The sequence below is a fragment of the Paraburkholderia sp. GAS42 genome (assembly GCF_050436565.1).
GTDB lineage: Bacteria > Pseudomonadota > Gammaproteobacteria > Burkholderiales > Burkholderiaceae > Paraburkholderia.
In genome coordinates, this window is record NZ_JBNDML010000043.1 from 1 (window position 1) to 22320 (window position 22320).

Here is a 22320-nt window from a genome sequence, read left to right on the forward strand (position 1 = left end):
CCATCAGGTGCCCGAGATCGACCTGACCGGCTGTCAGGGCGGCCGCTAAGCGATATCGACGGACATGATCCACGCGCCTGCCTCACGGAGGTCACGCCGATGACTCACCTTGCACCCTCCGCACCGCTTTCGTCCGTGGAAGAGCTGACACTGGCCTGCGGGCCATATACCCACACAGCTCTGGCCGCGGGGCCACGCAGCGGAGAGTGCGTCCTCCTGCTGCATGGCTGGCCGGAATTCGCCGACTGCTGGCGCGAAATTCTGGCCGCGCTCGGCGCAGCAGGCTACCGGGCAGTCGCTGTGGATCAGCGCGGCTACGCTGAGAACGCCCGGCCGAGGGACATTGCGTCCTACTCAGCCGGGCATCTCCAGTCGGACGTCCTGGCATTCGCCAATCAACTGGGCGCAGGATGCTTCCATCTGATTGCCCACGACTGGGGCGGCCTGGTTGCGTGGGGGCTCGCCTCGACGCATGCACACCGCGTGAGTTCGCTGTCCGTGCTGGCAACGCCACATCCATTAGCGCTGCAAGCGGCGCTCCATCATGACGACCAATACCAGCGCCTGGATTATGTTCGTGCCTTTCGTCAACCAGGGGGTGTCGCAGAGCAACGCCTGCTGGCGAACGGAGCAGCGGCGCTGCGGGCCGCATACGCGGGCCGCGTTCCAGCGTCGCTCGTGGACGAGAACGTGCGGCGTCTCAGCGAACCGGGCGCGCTTTCCGCGACGTTGAACTGGTATCGCGCGCTCCCCGATGACTTGTCTTATCCCGCAGGCCGCGTTGCCGTCCCGACACTCTACGTTTGGGGATCCGAAGACCGCGCCCTGGGCCGCGAAGCCGCACTGCTCACGGGCGGCTTTGTCGACGGGTCCTACCGTTTCGAAATACTCGAGGGGGCAAGTCACTGGCTCCCGGAAGAAGCGCCGGACCGGATCATCCCATTGCTGCTCGACCATCTCGCCGCGTCGCCGTTGGCGTGAATCCTCGTACCGGTAAAAGATCCGCCCCATCCGATATACGATACGCACCGTACCCGTCACTCATGCCCACTCATTCCCTAAACGACAATCAGCCGATCGCACGCGTCATGGTGGCCGGCACCGGCGTGCTGGGCGCGCAGATCGCCTTTCAGTGCGCGTTTTCTGGTATCGACGTCGTAGCCTACGACGTCGATACCGCCTGCCTGGATCGCGCGAAAGCCCGTTTTGATGCGCTAGGGCGCGCCTACGCCGCAGACCTCGGCGCTTCTCGCGAGCAGATCGAAGCCACGCTGGCACGCATTCAGGGCAATACCGATCTCGAGTCGGCCGTTGCCGGCACGGACCTCGTCATCGAAGCCATCCCGGAGGATCTGGCAATCAAGCAGTCTTTCTACCGTTCACTGTCGGCTGTAGCGCCGGCCGGCACCATCTTTGCGAGCAACTCGTCGACGCTGGTGCCGAGCCAGTTCGCCATGTTCACCGACCGGCCCGAGCGCGTGCTGAGCCTGCATTTCGCGCATGAAGTGTGGAAGAACAACATCGCCGAAATCATGGGACATCCGGGCACCGACCCCACCGTATTCGCTCACCTGGTGCAGTTCGCACACCGTATTGGCATGGTGCCATTACCGCTGCGCAAGGAGCATCCCGGCTACCTGCTGAATACCATGCTCGTCCCGATGCTAATCGCCGCGCTGGGTCTGCTGGTCAACGAGGTCGCCGACGTACAGACGATCGACAAGGCGTGGATGATTGCGAAGGCGGATCGAATTGGCCCATTCGGGATTCTCGACGGCATCGGTATGACGACCGTCTATAACGTCACGCGCGCGCTCGCGGAACGTACGGGCGATCCGACGCATCGGCGCATTGCAGAATACGTGAAAACGCATTTCATCGATACCGGGTATATCGGCGAGGCAGTGGGACGCGGCTTCTATCGATATCCCGATCCGGAATTCCTGGATCCAGCGTTCGTCACCGAGTGAAACCCAGGGCGGGCTATTGCTACTCAGCAGAACGTCCGGGGTCAGCCGCGTGACGCGTTTCTCGAAGCTGTCGGGGCGTGATACCCCTCAGTCGCTTGAACGCGCGGCTGAATGCGCTTTGCTGCGAATAACCGAGCAGTTCAGAGATCTCGGCAAAGCGCAGGTTTGACTGCTGCACATACTTCAGGGCGAGATCTTCACGAACTTGCTCCCGCAGTTCATCGAACGTTGTGCGGGCCTCTGAGAGGCGACGTTGCAAGGACCGCGGGGATGTTGCGAGCGCTCGTGCTATCGCATTCAACGAACTGTCCGTGAAGGGTAAAAGTGCGCGAATCATTGTTTGCGTGCGTACGACCCAAAGTGCCTCCACCTGGGCCCTTTCGCGCTGCAAATGTGCCTTGAGCACACGATGCGCGTTACGGCGAAGTTGCGTCACCGGACGCGTCACCGTACCGCGATCGATGACAATCGCATTTCTGTCCTGATCGAACTTCAGCGACGGTCCGAACGTACGCCAGTGCATTGTGCAGTCCGCAGGTGCCGAATGACGGAATTGCACAACCGCCGGTTGCCAGGCTGTACCACAGACGGTGCGCAAATACTGCATACCATTGGCGAGACCCAATTCAACTGCCTGAACTTCTCCAGGACCGGATGCCTTTTCAAGATCGTAAGTCAAAACCATCCCCTGCTCGTCCCGCACAGCCCGTACAGAAGACATCGATGTATGTAGCACGTAGAACTCGGCAAGCGTATCCATTGCCTCTCCGATGGTATGCGCACCATGCATCATGACGAGAATCGGCCCCAGGATCGCCAGGCCCTGATATTCCGAGAGCCTCAGTCCAAAGTTCCGGCATCGCGTAACTTCAGCAGCTAGCGAAAGAAATCGAAGCACTTGCGCACCCCGGATCGGCACGTCGGCGGAACGAAGCGCAAGCTCCGGCAGATCGGCTCCAGTCGCAACCAGCTCGGGTTGAACGCCGAGTACCTCGAGCAGATCAGCAGCTCCGGTCAACACAACACTGGGTAGGAAGCCTTGCATTCTATATACGGGTCGTCACTTGAGATGGTTCACTGCGGGCGGGAGTGCACATGTGGGCCACGAAGCGCGTCGCAGACAGCGAGCACAAACTTCGTTATCGCGAAGATCTGGCTATTCTGCCCAAAAAACGCCGCGCGAGGGAAATTACCCGTTGGTATCGCTGGCGAGTGAAAGAGTACGTGCGCTCGGCACGGTGTCTCATTCACGACGATTTTTGCCTTGTAGCGGTGGCGAGCTTGAAGAGCAAATGGGCACCGTAATGCCGTTCGATATACCGCGAACACTGCGCTCTTTCGCGCGGGACGGCAGGCTTCCGCAAATGAAATAGGTCCCCTCCATCCGCGTAAGCGGATCACACCTGCGCGGCTACCAATCGACAAATGTCCGCCGGCTTCAGGATGGGCTTGTGGCACGCCGCGATGCACAGCGTTGAACGGGCCGTCGCCGATGATCCGGCTGGTGAGCACGCCGTCCGTCGAGATGTGGCGCGCAAAGTACAAATTCCGGCGGCACGGATCAAATTCCCACAGGTGAATTGTGCGTAAATAAGGACCGGAGATTGTGCAACAGCGACACTGTCGAATCGGCAACGATCTACGCAAAGTGATCGCCGCGTAGAGTGGTCGGGACGGGTTGGCGGCACAAGTAGAAGCGCGGAATTTGCTGTTGGCCGCGGGACTATTTGTCACGTGGCGGGTGCCCAGTTCCGAGTTGATCTGCCAAACCAGGGTGAAAGGATCGGTTAGTACCTTCAGAATGATTAGGCATCCAAAATGTATGACGACGTGTACACGTACAACCGCGCCGGTCTGGTCGCGTCTACGCGCAACGCTCCACTCAACGCGACGACGCCAAACCACACCACCGTTCACCCCGGTATCACGCCATTCATTCACATACTACGAACTAAGGGAGACACCCGTCATGAAGAAAACGATTCCCACCATTCGAGCCATTCGAAACGCCGCCGTCGGCGGCGCCTGTACACTCGCCGTCACATTCGCCGGCGCACCCGCCGCCCACGCGCAAAGTAGTGTCACCCTCTACGGCATCACCGACGCCTCGATCCTCTATACCAGCAAGACGTTCAACCTCACCACCGGCGCCATCCAGGGACACCAGTTTTCCGTCGAATCCGCCGGCGAAAATGCGTCCCGTTTTGGCCTGCGCGGAACCGAGGATCTCGGCGGTAGACTCGCCACCATCTTCGACCTCGAGAGCGGCATCGACATCTCCAATGGGGGACTCGCGAACTCCAACGGCGAGTTCTTTGGCCGCCAGGCGTGGGTCGGCGTCACCGGAGGCTTCGGCACCCTCACTGCTGGTCTTCAGTATTCGCCTTTCCTGTTGTCCATCGACGCGAACGACCCCCGCGACTTCAAACAATTTGGTAGCGGGCTTGTCAGCTACGTCGACAACGTCATCGTCACCGGCCTTTTCAACCCCAATTCCGTCATGTACACGTCGCCCGAGATCGCGGGTATCCAGGGCCGTGCGATGTACGCATTCGGTGGATCTCCGGGAAACTTCAAAGCCGGACAACAGTATTCAGCCGGACTCGTATTTCACTACAGCGGCTTGCTTCTCACCGCCGCGATGTATAACGGCAATTCCGGCGGCTCCGCGGCCGCCATCCCGAACCCCAGCACCGTCGCCTTCTCGGGGCGGAACATCGGCGCCACCTACTACTTCGACCGCCTGACGGTCAAAGCCGCCTACACCCTCTACAAGGTCGCTGGCTCCTTCGACAACCGCGTGATCTCCGGCGGCCTCGCCTACAAGCTCACACCCTTCCTCTCCCTCGACGGAGGCGCCTGGTACACCCGCGACGGCAACGACTCGAATAACCATTCGATCCTCGGCTCGCTCGGCGTCGAATACTTGCTGTCCAAACGCACCACGTTCTATAGCCAGGTCGCCTACGTCAACAATCATGGGGGCATGAACACCGGCCTCGCGATCAACGGCGCGCTCTTCGGCGTACCTGGCTCCCAGTTCGCCTCCGACCTCGGCATTCGCTACTCGTTCTGAACGTTCCCAGACGACTGCGGCCGGGGCATGCCGGCCGCAACGCGACCAGGGCGACTATTACGAAGCTGTGAAGGCGTTGTTCGCCAGGCGACTACGTCCGGCCAGTGTGTTTAACCGCAAGCTTGCGCGGATGTCATTCAAGCTGGCCGGCCTGGTGTGGATCGTCGTCAAGCAAGCGGGCGTGACGGCCGCCCCGCCGGCCAGGCGCCAGCACTGAAACAGCGGCACCGCACACGCTTTCCAGTTGTAGCGACAGCACCGCTGCGGTAGCGTCCCAGCGGCCGCGACGACACCAGGCTTAAGCCCTGAAGGAGACAAATCATGAAATCTGGCGCGATTACTAGCGTTCCGCCATCGCAATCCTCGCTGGCCAAGGCGACCGATGCAGTGTTTCTAAAGATCAGTTGGCGGATCCTGCCGATACTGGTGGTCTCGTACATGATTGCTTACCTGGATCGCGTCAACATCGGCTACGCGCAGCTACAGATGAAACAGACGCTGCCGTGGAACAACGCGGTCTACGGCCTCGGGGCCGGCATCTTCTTTCTCGGCTACTTTCTTTTCGAAGTTCCAGGCAACCTGCTGCTAGCGAGAATCGGTGCGCGCAAGACGTTGCTGCGAATCATGGTGTGCTGGGGCATCGTCGCTGCGGCGACAATGTTCGTCGCAACGCCGACAGAGTTCTATGTCGCCCGCTTCCTGCTTGGCGTCTTCGAGGCAGGCTTCTTCCCCGGCATCATTCTGTACTTCACATGGTGGTATCCGTCGGTGCGTCGCGGCCAGGCAATCGCAATCTTCATGTCGGCGACAACCATTGTCAGCGTCATCGCGGGGCCGCTGAACGGAGTGATCCTGAAGTACCTGCATGGTGTCAACGGCGCGTTCGGCTGGCAATGGCTGTTTCTGCTGCAAGGACTTCCCGCAGTAGTACTCGGTATCCTTATCTTCCTGTTTCTGGAGGACAAGCCGGCGGACGCGAAATGGCTTTTGCCTGCGGAGAAGGACCTCGTGTATTACAGTCTCGAACACGACAAGAATGATGCTCAGAGCGAGATCCACGTGAAGTTGGGAGAGATCCTGCGCAACCCCAAGGTCTGGCTGCTGTCACTGGTGTATTTTCTGCTGCTCGGGGCGACTTATACAATAGTGTTCTGGGCTCCGACCTTGATCCAGAGTTGGGGTGTCAAGGACGTGCTGGTGGTCGGTACCCTCGCGATGTTCCCGAACGGATGCGGCGTAATTGGCATGATCCTGATTGGGCGCAGTTCTGACCGGTTGCATGAGCGCCGCTGGCATTTCGCGGCCTGTGTTGCCGTCGCGGCACTCGGCCTGTGGAGCACCACGCTGCTTCAGGGCAACCTGGTGGGCGGGCTGATGGCGCTGTCATTCGCCGTGACCGGCATCGCTGCAGCGACGCCAGTTTTCTTCACGCTGGTTAGCGAGTGTCTGCCGGCAGGTGCTGCCGCCGTAGGCATCGCACTGATTAGCAGCCTCGGCAACCTTGGCCCCGCGGTGAGTCCGACGATCAACGGGCTGGTCACACAGCACACCGGCAGCATGGTCTACAGCATGTATGTGGTGGTCGGACAGTACCTGCTGGCCGGGATCATCCTGCTAGTCTCGGTGCGTTCAGCAAAGGGCGTGCGCCATGAAAGCTTTGCTCGGGCGGACCGTTCCCGTTGACAGCGTGCGAACAGCTTGCAGCGTCGCGATGCCCCGCCTCAGGCGGCATCTTCAACGTGCGACGTCGCTCAGGCGCTGGCCGTTCCCGGCCAGTTCAACGAACAGCGCCGCTGACGAGCGCAAATACCAGACGCTCCACGATTTCATCTTGAAGAATCCGCCTGACGGGTATACCGAGCTGTCGCGAATGTGCGATCACCATGTCATTGAACAGCGCGCCGTGAGCACTGTGCCTTCGAGAAGATGCCGAGCGGGCAACTGATAGATACGTGCGTCGGTTGCCGACACGCATATCTGTAAGGGCATCAGGCTGTCCTTTTGAGTCAGCCGCGCACCGCGCTGACGAAAATGCCAAGAAGCTTGAACAGGGACGGACGCGCTTGAAACTCCAATAATTTGCGAACTGTCGTGGCGGAGGTCCGGTTACTAATGAACCACGGCGGTCTGGGCAGCATGGCGAAACTTCCGTGTAACAATGCTCTCGGGAACGGTCGAAACGGCGCGCGAACCACAGACCGCTGTGGGCGGTCGAATAGAAAGCAGTTGTGTACGACCCCGCGCCCACTTTGAATGTCGTTCACAGGGTGACCAGGAAATGCGCCCCAAGGCGTCTGAGCCAACAGGAATCCGAGGCCAGTCCAGGCATTGATCGCAATGGTGCCGTAACGGAGATCAGCGAGTAGGGTTTCGAAGCGCGAGCCCAGTGATTTTTCAGTCGCCGGATCGATGATGACGTTTGCGCCAAGCGTGCCGTGAAGCTTCGTGTTGGCAAAGTCGATTGCCGATTCGAGGAACCCTTCAGGTTCGGCGCCGGGCAAGAACAGGACCGTGAGAGCTGGACCGAAAACTTCGGTTCGGAACGCATAGTCATCGTGTTCGCTGGTGCAATCCAGGATTGCAATCAGACGCGGCGCATCAGAGTCGCGGGCAAGCGACAACGCCGCAGGATAATGTTCGCGGAAGGCCGCCAAACGATCGCTGCTTCCCGGGTAGTAAAGTGGCCTGGTCCGCGCGGAAGAAAAAACCTTCTTCAATTCCGAAAGTAGTGCTGCTGCGTGCGGCCAATCCTGCGGCAAGATAAGGACCTGGCTTGCTACGCAGTTGAAACCGGAATTGTGTAACTTCTGGGTCGCTATATGTTCAGCCTGAAAGCGAATGTCCGCCTCTGTCCAGTTCCCTGGGACGACAATTGTCGGACAGACTGCGCCGAGCTCGCTCGTGATGGGACGATTGTTCAGGCGGATGTCTTGCGCCTTGCGTTTCGCACCTTCCTCTCCAGTGCCGAAGACGATTGCGTCGTGGGATGCTGCACTTCCAGTAATGTGCAATGTGTCCACGAGGGGATGGTCTGTGAGAAAAACGCCGATATCCGTGCCGCCGTTGACAATCGCAAACACGCCTTCTTCAATAAGGGCTGCAAAGACTTTCTCGAAAACAGGCAGTAGGTACGCCGTGACCGGATTTAGCTTGAGGACGACAACAGAGTGTTCAGCGTATAGCTTGTAAAGAGCGTCTAGCGGCGCGATGCTGGTAATGTTACCGGCTCCGAGAACCAGTGAAAGTGAGCCAATGCTGGATTGGCCCATGGGATTATAGGCGCTGGCAACGAATCGGCGAAGGTTCGAAGGCAGTACGCCGGGTTCCATCCAGACTTCGGCACTGACACCACCCAACAGCAAGCGATCAGTCAGCGTCGTAGGAAATACTTGCACTGCTGTCTGGTTAGTCGCGGTTGTGCGTACCTTCATTGCATCCAGAAAGCGAAGACCATCCAGTTGCGTTAGCGTGCAAAGCAGCACATCGATTGCCGTCAGGACTGCCCACGGCCCCGACGTCCATTCTTCACCAACGAGCGGGGAATCAGCGGGCAAACCCTTTGCTGCGGAGGCGAGCCTACCCCATTCATCCGCGTTTTCGACTAACGCTTCACGAATCAGCTTCAGTAGCTCAACGCGACGGCCCACCGGCGTCGTCGCCCATTTTTCCTTATTCGCCGATACGGCTACTACGATCTGGTCGACCTGCTGCAGGCTGGAGTTGAATGCGTCGTCGGCAACGTGCGTGAAACTCTTCATCGATCAGATCCCTAACCCGAGTCTCAAGCGCCCGAGGTCCACCATTATTAGGACGATCGTTCTAATTTGTCAATTTTTTTGGACGTTCGACCTATTTTTTGACGTTCGGAATCGCGGCAACTAGCAGGTGCCGCATGGTCCGCCGAAATCGCTTGCCTTCGGGGTCCTCTCCAGAGAGTGTCATTTGCAGTGCATTGAAGAAGTGCGCATCAAGCAGGAGAAATGTTTGACGGATCGTTCCGCGTGATGCCTCAGGCTGCTGCAGGTGAAGAAGGATAGATGTGGCTTTCTCCAGGTCCCGCTCAATGTCCGAGGTGGCCGCGCGCAAATCTGGATTAAACAGTGCTTGAGCGCGTAGGTCGTACCAGAGACGATGAATCTTCGCGTCACGCGTAGCGGCTACGGTTAGCAGGTCGATGAAAGAGGTTATGCGGTTCTTCGTGGCTCCTTCCTGTTCCATCGCATCCACAAGACGACCAATGAAGCGGGTCTTGTAGCGACGTATTGTGTAGAGAATGAGGTCGTTCTTGCTTTCAAAATAATAGTGCAGCTGCCCCAAGTTAATTTCTGCAGCTTCCGCGATGTCGCGCAGCGACGTTTCAGCGTACCCGTGTTCCGCAAAGCACCTGATCGCGTGGTCAGCAATCTCGATTCGACGATTTTCGCGCTTTTCGGTTTGTCGCATGTCGTAGTATTCCCGTTGTTTGTCCTCCGCCGCCCTTGCCTTCAATCTTTTGTCATTACGCCACCTTTGAGTGTCGCGCGTCCACGTGTGCGCACGAGTGGTTCAGTCGTTCTGCTTCTCGAATGGGGGAGGCGGGGTGTCAGCCGGATTCTACTTGAACGGACTTGACGAAGGCGCGACCAGTGCAGTCGCACTGCTTAATCGCACCAGCCGGAGCCTGTCCTTGACGGAAACCGGGCGGCAATTCCATCAGCATTGTGTTGCCCTGGTGTCGGAATCGAAGGCCGCTAACGTAAACCGCCAGGAATAACCGGACCCAACCGACAGTCTTGCAAGCAGGAAGACACGAAAGAGGTGATCGAAATGGACATCATCGACATGGCCCGTGCATCGGGAATGACTGTCATCCTCGACGGAAAAATTGGCCGGGAAGAGTACCGGAGCGTTTGCGGTTCGTTATCGGCGTTGCAGCGATTTGCTGAGGCGGTACGTCACTCGAAAACGAGCTTGAATGGAAATCCGAAGCGCGTGCGACGGTCGATCTGTCACGCATGAGAAAACGCCGCACGATGCCCGCTGTATGGCAAGAGACCTACCGACGGCTCTGGAACTGTTGGGCGTATGCGCCGCACATCAATCTGGGGATGCCAGACACTTGCTGTTCGCTGCCGAAGCGGCCGGGAACCCACACCGTTGCGCGCCCATTGGAAGCTTGTCCTCTGCGAGGCGGGCGAATGGAAATGCGGTTTCCGGGGGTCCAGGGAACAAACAGAAATCACATGCTACTCGCGCGCTTTCGGTCTGAATCCCACGCCGGGGATCCAATCTGCTGCCGTCACCTGGTGTACGGAAAACGCATGGACAACGCGAACGCCAGCGAAGAAGAGACAACTGGCTGGTCGCGCGACGGAGTATGCTTCCCGGTGCATGAAATACTGCTGATCGCGGATCTCAGTCCGACGGAGCGCCGCGGACCGGCGCGATCCTCGGCGGAAATCCTGACCCGTATAAACAAGATGTTGTTCAACTCATCGCTGATGCGTGAGTCGCGTGCGCTCAGTTTCGTCAGTCGCTTGATCGACGATAGTAATATTCCTGAAGGCACGCTTCGAAAGATCCGGCTCCACAGTGATGTGTCAAGGCACGTGGTCGCCCGGCTTGGCGTCGCAAGCCAGGCCCTGGCTGGATTTTTTCAAAAGGCTCCACGACCTTGGCGACAAGACGATGCAACCACTTCGAACCGAACCCCGCCGGTCGATCTCCTAATGAAATGCCTTTGATCGAGAGGGTGGAGAGCAGATCATGTCGCGCTTTCCCAGTTTTCAAAGATGGCGCCCGGCGGGAGTGCGATCGGTTCGGCTGACCACCGGACTGGTGCTGTTCACCTATGTAGGGGCACACCTCCTGAATCATTCGCTGGGGAATATCTCGCTCGCGTGGCTGGAGCGTGGTCTGCTTGTACAGAAGTTCATCTGGCAGGGATGGCTTGGAACAGGCGTGCTGTACAGCGCGCTTGTGACGCATTTCTTCCTGGCTCTGTGGGCTCTGTATGAGCGGCGGCCGGTGCATTGGAATCGGGGTGAGGCGACGCAGCTCGTCCTCGGTCTGTGCATTCCGCCGCTGCTAGCAAACCATCTCGCCAATACGCGGGTCGCATTTGCCGCGTTCGGCCTGAACAAAGGTTACGCGCAGTTGTTGTACTCGTTCTGGATCGCTTCGCCGTTCTTCGGCCGGGCGCAGCTGATGCTTTTGGTGGTCGCCTGGTCGCATGGGTGTTGTGGCGTCTGGTTCTGGTTGCGCTTGAAACCATGGTTTGGGGCGTGGCGGAGCGTGTTGCTGAGCATCGCCGTGCTGCTCCCGGTGCTCGCGCTACTAGGCTTCCTGCAAGGAGGACGGGAAGTGATCGCGCTTGCGCAGGATCCTGTCTGGCGCACCGCGGCGACTCGGCCGACGGTCGTCGGGACGCAATTGCAAAATCTCTGGCTCGCCGATCTGCGTAACGACTTTTTGCTCTTCGATGGTGGTGCGCTGCTGTTGGTACTTGGAGCGCGACTGCTGCGCACGGTCCGGGAGCGCCGGCACGGACAGCTCTGCATCTTATATCCAGACGGGCGCAAGGTATTCGCGCCGCTTGGATTTTCGGTGCTGGAAGCTAGCCGGATGGCCGGAGTTCCCCATGCCAGCACGTGCGGCGGCCGTGCCCGTTGCACATTGTGTCGGGTGCGCGTGCTCAGCGATGTGCCGCTGCCCACGCCAGCCGAGGCGGAGCGGCGTGTCCTGGAGCGACTGGGCGCTGACTCGCAGACAGTGCGTCTTGCGTGCCAGTTGCGGCCCACCCATGATCTCTCCGTGTGGCCATTGGTGCCGCCGGCCGCATCCACGGCCTTCCTGCAACGGCATCAGCGGGACGTTATGCCGCAAGAGCGATTTGCGGCGTTCATGTTCGTGGACATGCGGGGTTCCACACAGCTTGCCGCGACGCAACTACCGTTCGACAGCATATTCGTAGTCAGTCGCTTACTGAGCGCTGTCTGTGCCGCAGTGGTCCAGGCGGGTGGTATCCCAAACCAGTTCATGGGCGACGCTGTGCTCGCGATTTTTGGCTTACGCAGCGAGCCAGCCATTGCTTGTCGCCAGGCGCTCTGCGCGGTGCCGTTGGTGGCAGCCAACATTGATCAACTCAACGCTGCGCTCGAGCAGCAGCTGCAAATGCCCATCCGGTTTGGCATTGGATTGCATTGCGGTCGGGCTGTAATGGGTGAGATTGGCTTTCGCGAGCATGTGACATTCACGGCAATTGGTGACCCACTGAACGTGGCCTCAAGACTTGAGGAACTGACAAAAGAAATCGCTTGCGATGCTATCGTGTCCGAACAGGTATTTCAGCATGCCGGCGTTTTGGCGGGAGACCTGCCGCCGCTTGATGCACACCTGAAAGGCCGCCATGGCTCGGTTCCCGTCCGTGTGCTGTCCAAGGCGTCCCAGATGCCTCAGCCCTGACAACACTTCTATCCATACCGACTGGCGACGCCCTCGAGCGCGGCAGACGGATGACTGATTTCAGAGACATTGCATCCGCGCTGAAGGCCACAACGACGCACTCTCCGCCCTGCGAACGTGACCCTGCCCGTGGAACGGTAAAGCTCCCGCGGACGACCGACATCACCCCGACCAGTCATCCGATGCCTGTCGCCGACGCCAAGCTGACGTCGACATTCAGGCCGAGACTTTTTATTGAAGCCCCGGGAATATCTGATGATGTCCGGCTTCGATCAGATATTACTGCTTGCCCCTCCTTCGACCTTCGCGGATCATCCAAAGTCTATCCGCCCTCCTCCGCACCCAAGGGAATAGTGTGAGCGCCGCCAGGGTCCCGCAGTCAATTTCGTGAACACCGCGTCCTCGCGCCTGCTTCCTGACGGTTACTCAACCTCTGGCGGCACTACTTTCACCTGAGCTCATCTACTGAACAGTGATGGTCTCTTTCATATTCGGGTGTATCCCGCAGAAGATTTTGTAGACACCCGGTTTATCGAACTTGAACTGGTAGGTGTCGTTCTGATCGAGCGCACCGGAGCGGAACAGGCCGGAGTCGCTGACAACCACGTGCGGTTCGCCATCAAGATTTTTCCAGGTCACGGTCGAGCCGGCCTTGACCGTGAGCGACATCGGCGAAAACATGAAGTTCTTTATCACGACCGCATTGGCCTCCTGCGCCTGCGCGACGGTGAACTCGAAAGCGAATCCCGACATCAGCATCCCGACGCCGAGGGAGACGACGAAGGCGCGACGAAAGAAAGTGGTTCGCATGATTCGGATCCTTGTAGGTGAGCGGTGTCTGGAATCAGACGAGTGTCATGTCGGCAAGTGTCGCCTTCAGCGGGTGGCGCACGATCTTGATGCTGGTTACGCCAAGCATCCTGGGAAGCTGATCGCTCGCCACCGTTAGCGGCATGGGTCCTGGGCCGTTGCCAGCCGTCGGTTGCGGATACGCCGTCGAGCGCGCCGTATGGAACGTGATGTTACCTTCCACCTTCGACACGATCTGATGGATGTGCCCGTTCAGGACGGTGACCGAACCAAAGCGCTTCAGATAGCTCATCGCCTGACCAGCATCGCCCGTGCCCCAACCCCACGGTTCGTAAATCGTCCACATCGGCATGTGCGCACGGACCTCCCGACTCGATTCAATGCGTAGACTGCCGGGTCATCCGTTTTATTCCGGACCGCCGCACATTTCGAATCTGGTCGTGGGGTCGGTGCGATCGGTTCGTGTTCGGGTTGACGGCGGTGGCCGCGCACCAGGATCGCCGTGACTCGCGCGTCACTGCGACGTGATCAGAATCGGTGGCAGATACCGACCCGCTACCTGATGCTGGTGAGCCGACGGTGAACTGACTTTGCAGTCGGCCAAATGTGTTTTATTGAAGGCGCGGGAATATCCGGCGACGAAACGGCGTCTACATTGCATATCGCTCATCAGGTTCAGGAGTCTGCAGAGAAGGGGTTTGGCGCGGTCACCATTTCTCTGGTCCTTCTCGCGTTACCGGGCGCAGTTGCTCAAGACAAGACGCGCGCCGAAATCGGTCAGGAACTGGTCGAAGCGCAGCAATACGGCCTGGACTCGTGACCGAGACCTTATACCCAGACGTCAACCGAATGTTCACGGCCCAGGTAAGCCGCATGAAGCAACAGCATTTCGCCCCAACAAAATGCAGCCGGCAAGGGTGGGAGCGGCGGTACTTCGGACAAGAAAGCTAACTAAATGTGCATGTCGATTAGACAAGCTCATGTCCATGCGATGCCGCGCCTGAAGGTGCAAAGACCTGTAGGCCCGTCTCTCGCTCTAACCTGAATACAGGAGAACTGAAAATGAGCCATTTCTATCTTCGCGACAGCCCGATCCCCGGTGCGTACAGTGCAGGCGCAGCCTGCCACCACAAGGCGGCGAACCGCATCCCAGGTTTGCGCAGCCAGACCGTAGGAAAGAAGGCTTCGTCGCGCATTCGCCGCGCAGTCTGGATCGCCGCCGCATTCGCGGGACTGATGGCTGCAGGATGCACGTCGGTGCCCCAGGCCAGCAGCAATGAATGCGTAGGTCCGGTCAGCTACTGCCAGCTGTTCTTCGGCTCCTGAATAGCTTTTCTCTTCATGTCCTGATATCAAGGGGGCACGGTGCATGGTGGACGGCTGGTGATCGCGGACAGGGGCGCGTAGCAAAACAGTGGCGAAGCGCTCTTTGTCCACCGGCGGCCCGGTGCGTGCGCACGCGTGCCGAGCAAATCTGTCCTCAACGAGCCGCGCAGTTCCCCGTCGGCCAGAGCCGGGATTCACGAACGGGCCAATGTCAGACACGCTTTAGTGAACGCCGGCTTGCGAGTCAGTAACCGGGCCGAAACCCACCACCGGCCAACCCGCGAACGGGAGGGGCCGATGAAAGGTTTCCGATCGCCCATCCTCACGCACATGCATTCCTCTCAAGCTTCGGCATGAACCATCAGCACTTCGCAATCAAACGGTGCGTCCCCGATGCCGCTCACTATCGATGTCACCTTGCCAGACGCTTGCGTCGTGGCGCCTGTTTAGCAGAAGCACCCAAAGTCCGGTTGTCACTTGCGGAGCAACGTCAAACCGAAAGCGTTATTCGTAGCTATCGATGGGCGACCTCAAACCAACGCTGCCCGGCTTCGAGAAACCGTGTGCGACTTGTACGCACAATCCGTCGCATTCATGGCGTGGGCTTCGTCTGCACCATCTGGCTTCCCCCCGTCAGCGCATCCTTTTCCGCTTGATGTTTGGCCTCCAGCCTTTGTTCCGCCGCCTGAACGTCATCTGGGTAGTAGAGATCATTGGGAATAGGGCGATATCCCACCGCCTCCAACTCCTCGAGTTCATGCCGCACTTCTGCACGGGTGATCTGATGCGTGCCGGGCTCCACCGACGTTTGCGCATGCACGCAGGCTGACGTTGCCATCAACACCGCACTCACGATGAGCGAACCACGCGCGGATTGACCAACAAGCCGATTAAGCGAATTCGATTTCATGTTGCTACTCCTTGGTTTTCGAGCGCGTGATGTCCGCAGTCCACTTGACTCCGGCGCACGACGCCCTGCACGGGTAAACCACTGAACCGGCCTCCTTATTCCCTGCTCTCGCAGGACAAAAAGGCATCCCTGACATCTGCGATAAGAGGACACCGCGGCACGCCCAACCGCGCAATTGTCCAACGATCGTCCCCTACCTCCGCCGTATGCCCGGTGACCCCGGTCAACAGGATCACGGCGTGTTTACTCACATCGCAATTGACCTCATTTTCAGGTGTTTCGGTCGCACAAGTGTCCATTTTTCACAGGACGCGGGAATATCTGGCGACGAAACGGAGTCTACTCATTGCATGTCGCAAAACGGTGTGAAGTCTGCAATGAAGGAATTTTCAGTGGCCGTCCTTTCTCTGTCCGTTGTCGCGTCGTCAGGTGCATGTGCTCGAGTCACGACTCCCTCGGGGATCTGTCATGGACTGATCGAGACGCAGCCGAACGGCCCGAACAACGTCACCGAAACCTCCTGCCCTGACGTCAACCCGATCTTCACGGAACAGGTTACCCGCGTGAAACAGGCGCATCTGGCGCAACCGAACGCGACCACGGCGAGGAGGCCCGAATCAGACAGCAAGCGCATCATCGCAACCGCTCAGGGGTACTGGATATTGCCGCATGATGAACCAGGCAGTGAACCGGCGCTGGGAATGAGGAGGCCGGCTCGGCCGACTTGTTGCATAGAGCGTCGTTATGAAGAGCAAGGTCGATAGCTCGCTTCGTGCTTTCGGCACCTTAAGGAATGTGATATGAAAACCGTTTTCGAGAGAGTGAGCGTGCCGCGAGCACTGATGGCATTGAGAGGACTCCTGCTAGCGGTATCGTGTATCGTCGCGGGTAACGTCTCGGGTAACGTCGCGGCGCAAGGTCTCAGCCCATATGACGATATCAACGCGCCTGAGAACAGCACCAGGTTGATGCCGCAGGCTGCACGCGGGAGCGAGTATCCCACCCACGGTGATCGGCAGGCGGGAGAGCTGAATCTGAATCCGACGGATCCGCGGGCGCAACTCGCCAATGGTTTGCCGAACAATGTGCAGTCTGGTGGATACGGATCGCCGCTAGCCGGCGTGAGGACCTATGTCATGCCGCGGCCGACACACTGAGTGTCAAGACCCGTGCAGGTGTCGCATGTCCTCGCCGGTGTTGGCGATTTCAGGCCGCGCCGATTCCTGACCGGATCCCGGGCAGGTGTACTCCGGCAGGCGAGAAGACGAGCCGGCCTGCTGCAGGATGCACCGCAGATGGCTGGCTGCATTGAATCGGGGGCAGGCATGTCACGTGGCTGGTTCGAATGCGCGCTGGCGGGCCATCAACAGCAACCTGACCGGATCCAGTGTTGGTCGCGTCGTCCACGCTCCTGTTACGCTGGTCGGGCACAGGGATGAAAGCCATGAAGAAGCATTCCGTTCATGCGATTGTCGCGCGTGCGTTGTGGATTTCGGTGATCGCGATGGTCGCTGCATGCACACCGCTCCAGGTGGTCACGCATACCGTCAGCCAGTCTGAAACGCGTGTGCCGCCAGGTCGGTACGAACTTGATCCGCACCACTGGAGCATTACGTTCGACGTCGATCACTTCAAGTATTCGCGCTTCACGATGCGCCTGGATCGCGCGAACGCAAAGCTCGACTGGGACGAAGGCGGACTCGACAGGAGTTCAGTCGCGGCGACCGTCGATGCCGCCAGCGTGGATACCAACGTGCTGCTCCTCGACAAGCTCGTCAAAGGCGCCGATATGTTCGACGTGGCGCGCTATCCGCAGATCCGGTTCGTCAGCACGCGTTTCGAACGGACAGGAGACGCCCGCGGCACGTTAACCGGCGACCTGACGATCCACGGCGCAACGCAACCGGTCACGCTTGACGTGACGTTCAACGGCTTCGCACCCGATCCACTGACGAAACAGGACACGCTCGGCTTCTCGGCGGAAGGCCATTTCAGCCGCGCGAGGTTTGGACTATCGACATGGTTCCCGGCCGTAGGCGACGACGTAAACGTGCGGATTCAAGCGGAATTCGTCCGGCAACCCGCGGTACCCGACCGCGCTGCGGGCGTACCGGACGTGTCGTTCAAGAGAGGGATAAACGGTCCAGTCCGGGATCAGCTTCCCGCTTTCGCCGGAGGGCACTACAGCCAACACACAGACCAGCCATCATCCACGGTCTAAAGGCCACCCTTTCGAGCCGGTCGATCGATACGTTCCGCCTTAAGGACACGGGCGGTAAAGACATGACATCGCGCGCCGTAGCGAGCAACGTAGTCGTTCTTTTTGGATGACCTGGTTTCACTCGAATGTCTTCGCAAGGCGTGAGCATTGACATGACAGGCCTTTATCTTCAGAACCAGGCGAGGCTTGCGTGGTGCCAACTGATCACAGGCATGCGAGAGCGGCCGGGACGGGCAGGTAATCGGAGAAGTGACCGGACTCGACATTGAGGAGTTTTTCGATGGCTGCAAAGAACGGCGGATTCAACCGGTGGATGCAACACAATGAACGTCGCATGAGCGGCGGGATGCACGGAGCATTTACCTGGGGCGTGCTCGACCGCCTGCTGGAGGACGGCCGGCTTTTAATTGAAGGCGTCAGCGCCACCAGTGCAGGTGCGATGAATGCCGCCGTGCTGGCCCACGGTCTACTAACGGGTGATTCCGAAGACGCGCGCCAGGCGCTGCACGACTTCTGGCGCGCCGTCGCACAATCGGCGGAGAGCTACGATCCCTTCGGCAAGTTACCGTGGTTAAAAGGAACCCACACGTTTGGACTGGATCACTCACCCATGTACCTGCTGGCAGACATTGTTCTTCGCATCCTGTCACCGTACCAGTTCAATCCCCACAACATAAATCCGCTGCGTGGGATACTGGACCAACACGTCGATTTCGCCGCGCTGCGCAGACATTGCCCGATACATCTATATCTATGCGCGACTAATGTTGAGACCGGCAAAATGCGAATCTTTTCTGGCCAGGAACTGTGTATGGAGGCTGTGCTTGCTTCGGCCTGCCTTCCAACGTTGTTCCAGGCGGTAGAGATCAAGGGCGAACATTACTGGGACGGAGGCTATGTCGGTAACCCGGCAATTTTCCCCTTGATCTATAACTGCAGAACACACGATGTAGTGATAGTCCACATCAATCCGATTGTGCGCCCCGGCGTACCAACCAGGGCGGCCGATATCCTCAACCGCATGAACGAAGTGAGCTTCAATTCGTCACTGATGCGTGAGATGCGTGCAATCGCTTTCGTAACCGAGCTGATCCAGCAACGAAAGATTGAGCCCGGAGGGATGAAGGAAATGTTGATCCACTCGATTCGGTCCGACCAGACAATGGCCGCACTCGGTGTGTCGAGCAAGTACAACGCCGACTGGGACTTTCTCTGCTCGTTGCGTGATAAGGGACGGACCGAGGCCGGGGCATGGCTCGAGGAAAACTACCACCACATCGGCCAACGATCGAGCGTCGACATCAGCAAGGAATTCCTTTAGGGCTATGTTGAACAAGCCGCGCAATTTGAGCGCGTCCCTGGCATGTGGAAGTTCATAACCCAGTCGTCTACCCATACTTTAGCCTTGAATTTTTGGGCATTGCGGGCCGGCTATTTGCCTGCTTCTCGCCCTTTATGGGTGCACCGATGGCATTACGGCGTTGATAATCATGTAGCGGACCTCGACGTCGTGGCGAGCGGCGCAGAGGTTACCTATGATTCGCCAGACAAATATGAAAGTAGTTTGAAATTATCGATCAAAAGCTTATCCATGCTCGAAAGTGCGATCTTTGAGGAAACGGTCGAATACGGTTTGACTTTCTACCGAGCGTTTCGCAACTACGCAACCGCGGCAGTAACTGACACCATAAAACAGATCACCGGACGTGATCCCATTAGCTTTAACCAATTCCTGAAGCAAATTTAACGTTCATCTAAGGCCTTCGGATCAATTCGGCCCTGGTTTGGCTGACCAGCAATGTCTGTGGAAGCCGAACGCGGCCGGGCGAAATACACCTGCGCGGGCGCTTTCGGATGCCCCACCATCGTTGTGGGCGACTTGATGTACTTCGGGCAAGACCGGCTCGACTTTGTAAAAGAAGCCCTTCGCGAACCCTGACGAACCGGCTTTACATTTCCTGACTCACAAGCCTGACAGAGGACGCCCCGCAAGCAATCGTTTTGCCATGTACGACACGACGATTTCGCCTCGCTGATTGCTCACCTCGATCTGGCTTGTCACAACGGCACGGTTGCTTTTCGATGTCGGTTTCACCTCTTGCACCTCGATCAGCGCACGAATCCTGTCGCCGACTTCCACAGGAGCGTGGGTCTTGAGCGACATCTCGAGCAGAGCGAGTCCGGTGCCCTGGATCATCGTCTGGAACAGCATCCCTTCGATCAAGCCGGTCGTCAATGCGGCAGGAACCGGGCGTCCGCGCATGGCGCCGTGTTCGTACTCCGCATCGATGAAAATGGCTTCGAGCATCCCCGTGGCATTGATGAAACCAATCAGATCGCTCTCGGTGACCGTGCGCCCGTGCGTTCGAAAGCGTTGCCCCGGACTGATGTCCTGCCAATAGAAGCCTTGCCCCAGCAAAATTGCGCCCTGTGCAGATTGCATCGCGTTGATCCTTGAATGGGTTTGTCCAGATTCCGTCGGGAGTTTCATTGTTCGCTGCGCGGCACCGGCGTCCATGCGAACAACGCGATTGCCGCGATGGCCTGAATACACGCGACGGTGAGGAAACTGCTCGTGTAATGGCCGGTCAGCGTCCTGACCAGACCCGTAAGCCAAGGCGTAAAAAAGCCCGCCAGATTCGCGGCCGAACTGATGAATGCGATTCCCACCGCGGCCGCGCTTCCGCTCAGCATGCGCGCCGGAATCTGCCAGAACAGCGAAATGCCCGCCCCGGTTCCCGCCAGCGCAGTCACCAGCAGAACGAACGTCGCCACCCGGTTTTCGTGCCAGACAAACACAAGCGCGATCAGGCTGACCACGCTGACGGCGGAAGCGAGCGCGCAGTGAAAGCGAATTTCATCGCGGCGTGCCGCGTGGGAGCAAAAGACCACGTTGAGCACCGCTCCCAAAACACAAATGGCTGCAAGCGCATTGCCTATCGCAGAGTAACCATCGAAACCCGCTTCTTTCAGAATGGTCGGAATGTAGAAGGACAAAGCCGCATTCGCGCTCAGGATACAAAAGTAGATGAGGATCAGATTCCATATGGCCGGCGTACGCACCGATGCCCACGGCCGATCTTCGCGGCCGGCCATCTGTTTGCTTTCCTTCGCGAGGTCGCGCTCGACGAGACACTTCTGTTCGTCGGATAGCCAGCGTGCGGTAGCCGGTCGGTCAGGCAGCACGAATACGGCCACGCATCCGAGCAAAAGCGTCGGTGCCGCCTGAAAGAGGAACATCCAGCGCCAGCCCTCAACCGTCAAATAGCCGCTCATGTGTTCGAGCACCGCCGCGCCTGTCAGCCCGACGACGACCGTCGAGCAGATTGCGGCCGAATGGAAGATGCTGAAGTTCCGGGTGCGGCGTTTGGCCGGAAACCAGCAGGTAAAGTACAGGATGACGCCGGGATAAAACCCTGCTTCGAAAACACCGAGCAGAAACCGGAGCGCGTAGAACAACATCGGACCGCGGACGAACGTCATTGCGATACTCGTCGCGCCCCATCCGATCGCGATCACAGCGATCGTTCTTCGGGCGCCCAGACGTTGCTGGATCAGCGTACTGGGCACGCCGAAGATCACGTAGCCCAGGAAGAACAAACCGGAGCCGAAGCCATACACGGCCTCGCTGAACCGCAGGTCGGAAAGCATCTGCCGCTTGGCGAACGAAACATTGGCCCGGTCCACCCACGCGAGCAGCCATAGCGCGAACAACAGCGGCACGATGCGCCATTCGGCGGACGCATACGCCCGCTTCAAGGTCGCGTCGACGTCTCGATTCAGCGCCGGATTCATTGCATCGATTGGCGAATTCATTTTCCTCTCCATGATGGCTGACTGACTCAGAAGGTGGTGCGCATACCCAAGGTGATCGCCGTCTGATTGCGCCCGATGGTCGCGGGGTTGGAGCTGACCGGGCTGCTGTTCACGCCGGCCCCGAGTGTGCCGCGCGGCTTGTTGTCCACGAATGCGACGTCCGTGTAGAGCGAGGTTCGCTTCGACAGGAAGTACTCACCGCCAAGCCGGAACAGGTTGGCGCCCGCAGTGCTTTGCTTCAGGTCCTGCAAGTACAGCCAGTTTCCCGTGACCCGCAACGCTGGGGTGATCAGCCACGTGACGGCCGTGAAGTAATAGTTCTGGTTTGCGCCCGTGGTCGGATTGCGGAACTTGATGAAATCGAACGCGGTTTTCACGGTGCCGAAGGTGTATTTCACGGCGAGCGTATAGGCGCGCAGCCAGTTTCTTTCGGTTGCGCCGGTGGGGTCGCGTGCGTTGTAGTACGCGGACAGCAAGCTCAGTTGGCCCGCTGTCCAGTTCAGGTTCGAGGACCACGCCTGTTTGTTCTGGAAATCGCCGGCTGTTCCGCCGAATGAGTACAAGGCGCTGCCCGAGAAGCCAAAGCGATTCGCGGGGAGTTCGTATTTGACCGAGTTATTCAGCCACTGATAGAGAAATCCGCCGTTCACGGCTAATGCCGTTCAGTTAAGATCCTTCTTCAAGAAACGAACGGTATAACGGTGAGGTCGAGATTTGACGACCCGGTCGCATGCGCGGCCGGGTCGTT

At 58.8% G+C, this 22320-nt stretch carries 21 protein-coding genes and 3 pseudogenes; 15 read left to right on the forward strand and 9 right to left on the reverse strand.

The genetic code is table 11. The features are described 5' to 3' along the window. Positions 1 to 99: 99 nt before the first annotated feature. Positions 100 to 981 (forward strand): alpha/beta fold hydrolase, encoded by an 882-nt coding sequence (locus P3T16_RS33740; RefSeq protein ID WP_429345513.1) that lies wholly within the window; start codon positions 100 to 102, stop codon positions 979 to 981. Positions 982 to 1043: 62 nt separating this feature from the next. After that, complete coding sequence (locus tag P3T16_RS33745; RefSeq protein ID WP_429345514.1) at positions 1044 to 1970, forward strand: 3-hydroxyacyl-CoA dehydrogenase; 927 nt, start codon at positions 1044 to 1046, stop codon at positions 1968 to 1970. A 19-nt stretch (positions 1971 to 1989) separates the two neighbouring features. On the opposite strand, the gene P3T16_RS33750 is transcribed toward P3T16_RS33745, so the two are convergent. Continuing rightward, a complete protein-coding gene (locus P3T16_RS33750; protein ID WP_429345515.1) occupies positions 1990 to 3015 on the reverse strand; it encodes an AraC family transcriptional regulator ligand-binding domain-containing protein in 1026 nt (341 codons plus the stop codon). A 924-nt stretch (positions 3016 to 3939) separates the two neighbouring features. On the opposite strand from P3T16_RS33750, the gene P3T16_RS33755 reads away from it, so the two are divergent. After that, the gene (locus tag P3T16_RS33755; RefSeq protein WP_429345516.1) at positions 3940 to 5046 is read left to right on the forward strand and encodes a porin; all 1107 of its coding nucleotides are present in this window, start codon (positions 3940 to 3942) and stop codon (positions 5044 to 5046) included. Positions 5047 to 5367: 321 nt separating this feature from the next. Continuing rightward, complete coding sequence (locus tag P3T16_RS33760) at positions 5368 to 6729, forward strand: MFS transporter (RefSeq protein ID WP_429345517.1); 1362 nt, start codon at positions 5368 to 5370, stop codon at positions 6727 to 6729. A gap of 323 nt (positions 6730 to 7052) precedes the next feature. On the opposite strand, the gene P3T16_RS33765 is transcribed toward P3T16_RS33760, so the two are convergent. Together P3T16_RS33765 and P3T16_RS33770 are read right to left on the reverse strand one after the other, a co-directional pair. Further along, complete coding sequence (locus P3T16_RS33765; RefSeq protein WP_429345518.1) at positions 7053 to 8804, reverse strand: aldehyde dehydrogenase family protein; 1752 nt, start codon at positions 8802 to 8804, stop codon at positions 7053 to 7055. Between the two features lie 91 nt (positions 8805 to 8895). After that, positions 8896 to 9489 carry a TetR/AcrR family transcriptional regulator gene (locus P3T16_RS33770; protein WP_429345519.1) on the reverse strand — a complete coding sequence of 198 codons (594 nt, stop codon included), beginning with the start codon at positions 9487 to 9489 and terminating at the stop codon, positions 8896 to 8898. Between the two features lie 187 nt (positions 9490 to 9676). On the opposite strand from P3T16_RS33770, the pseudogene P3T16_RS33775 reads away from it, so the two are divergent. The 4 genes and pseudogenes from P3T16_RS33775 to P3T16_RS33790 form a co-directional block, all read left to right on the forward strand. Further along, a pseudogene (locus tag P3T16_RS33775) lies at positions 9677 to 9778 on the forward strand (LysR family transcriptional regulator); the annotation flags it as partial. Positions 9779 to 9852: 74 nt separating this feature from the next. Beyond that, the gene (locus tag P3T16_RS33780; protein WP_429345520.1) at positions 9853 to 10044 is read left to right on the forward strand and encodes a hypothetical protein; all 192 of its coding nucleotides are present in this window, start codon (positions 9853 to 9855) and stop codon (positions 10042 to 10044) included. 302 nt (positions 10045 to 10346) lie between these two features. After that, positions 10347 to 10769: a hypothetical protein gene (locus P3T16_RS33785; RefSeq protein ID WP_429345521.1), complete on the forward strand. Its 423-nt coding sequence runs from the start codon at positions 10347 to 10349 to the stop codon at positions 10767 to 10769. 22 nt (positions 10770 to 10791) lie between these two features. Then, positions 10792 to 12489 carry an adenylate/guanylate cyclase domain-containing protein gene (locus P3T16_RS33790; RefSeq protein ID WP_429345522.1) on the forward strand — a complete coding sequence of 566 codons (1698 nt, stop codon included), beginning with the start codon at positions 10792 to 10794 and terminating at the stop codon, positions 12487 to 12489. Positions 12490 to 12951: 462 nt separating this feature from the next. On the opposite strand, the gene P3T16_RS33795 is transcribed toward P3T16_RS33790, so the two are convergent. Both P3T16_RS33795 and P3T16_RS33800 read right to left on the reverse strand, forming a co-directional pair. Then, on the reverse strand, positions 12952 to 13248 hold the full coding sequence (locus P3T16_RS33795; protein WP_429345531.1) for a cupredoxin domain-containing protein: 297 nt from the start codon (positions 13246 to 13248) through the stop codon (positions 12952 to 12954). 85 nt (positions 13249 to 13333) lie between these two features. Beyond that, a pseudogene (locus P3T16_RS33800) lies at positions 13334 to 13663 on the reverse strand (metallophosphoesterase); the annotation flags it as partial. A 240-nt stretch (positions 13664 to 13903) separates the two neighbouring features. Between P3T16_RS33800 and P3T16_RS33805 the strand changes: the two are divergent. Further along, the gene (locus tag P3T16_RS33805; protein ID WP_429345523.1) at positions 13904 to 14119 is read left to right on the forward strand and encodes a hypothetical protein; all 216 of its coding nucleotides are present in this window, start codon (positions 13904 to 13906) and stop codon (positions 14117 to 14119) included. A 242-nt stretch (positions 14120 to 14361) separates the two neighbouring features. After that, positions 14362 to 14625, forward strand: coding sequence for a hypothetical protein (locus P3T16_RS33810; RefSeq protein WP_429345524.1), 264 nt, complete (start codon positions 14362 to 14364; stop codon positions 14623 to 14625). A gap of 592 nt (positions 14626 to 15217) precedes the next feature. Here P3T16_RS33810 and P3T16_RS33815 read toward each other — a convergent pair. After that, positions 15218 to 15535: a DUF4148 domain-containing protein gene (locus P3T16_RS33815; protein WP_429345525.1), complete on the reverse strand. Its 318-nt coding sequence runs from the start codon at positions 15533 to 15535 to the stop codon at positions 15218 to 15220. Positions 15536 to 15774: 239 nt separating this feature from the next. Here P3T16_RS33815 and P3T16_RS33820 point away from each other — a divergent pair, with 239 nt between their 5' ends. The 5 genes and pseudogenes from P3T16_RS33820 to P3T16_RS33840 all read left to right on the forward strand — a co-directional run bounded on the left by P3T16_RS33820 (position 15775) and on the right by P3T16_RS33840 (position 19503). Then, entirely contained in the window at positions 15775 to 16299 is a 525-nt protein-coding gene (locus P3T16_RS33820) for a hypothetical protein (protein ID WP_429345526.1), read from the forward strand. Between the two features lie 78 nt (positions 16300 to 16377). Then, the gene (locus P3T16_RS33825) at positions 16378 to 16692 is read left to right on the forward strand and encodes a hypothetical protein (RefSeq protein WP_429345532.1); all 315 of its coding nucleotides are present in this window, start codon (positions 16378 to 16380) and stop codon (positions 16690 to 16692) included. Positions 16693 to 17039: 347 nt separating this feature from the next. Then, positions 17040 to 17621 (forward strand): annotated as a pseudogene (locus tag P3T16_RS33830) (YceI family protein); the annotation flags it as partial. Between the two features lie 415 nt (positions 17622 to 18036). Continuing rightward, entirely contained in the window at positions 18037 to 19077 is a 1041-nt protein-coding gene (locus tag P3T16_RS33835; RefSeq protein WP_429345527.1) for a patatin-like phospholipase family protein, read from the forward strand. A gap of 42 nt (positions 19078 to 19119) precedes the next feature. After that, entirely contained in the window at positions 19120 to 19503 is a 384-nt protein-coding gene (locus P3T16_RS33840; RefSeq protein ID WP_429345528.1) for a hypothetical protein, read from the forward strand. Between the two features lie 216 nt (positions 19504 to 19719). Here P3T16_RS33840 and P3T16_RS33845 read toward each other — a convergent pair whose 3' ends face one another. Genes P3T16_RS33845 through P3T16_RS33855 form a run of 3 tightly spaced genes read right to left on the reverse strand, consistent with a single transcriptional unit; the run spans position 19720 to position 22222 of the window. Then, complete coding sequence (locus tag P3T16_RS33845; RefSeq protein WP_429345533.1) at positions 19720 to 20199, reverse strand: MaoC family dehydratase; 480 nt, start codon at positions 20197 to 20199, stop codon at positions 19720 to 19722. A gap of 44 nt (positions 20200 to 20243) precedes the next feature. Continuing rightward, positions 20244 to 21572, reverse strand: a complete 1329-nt coding sequence (locus tag P3T16_RS33850; protein WP_429345529.1) for an MFS transporter — start codon at positions 21570 to 21572, stop codon at positions 20244 to 20246. Positions 21573 to 21598: 26 nt separating this feature from the next. Beyond that, positions 21599 to 22222, reverse strand: coding sequence for a porin (locus tag P3T16_RS33855; RefSeq protein ID WP_429345530.1), 624 nt, complete (start codon positions 22220 to 22222; stop codon positions 21599 to 21601). Positions 22223 to 22320 lie beyond the last annotated feature (98 nt).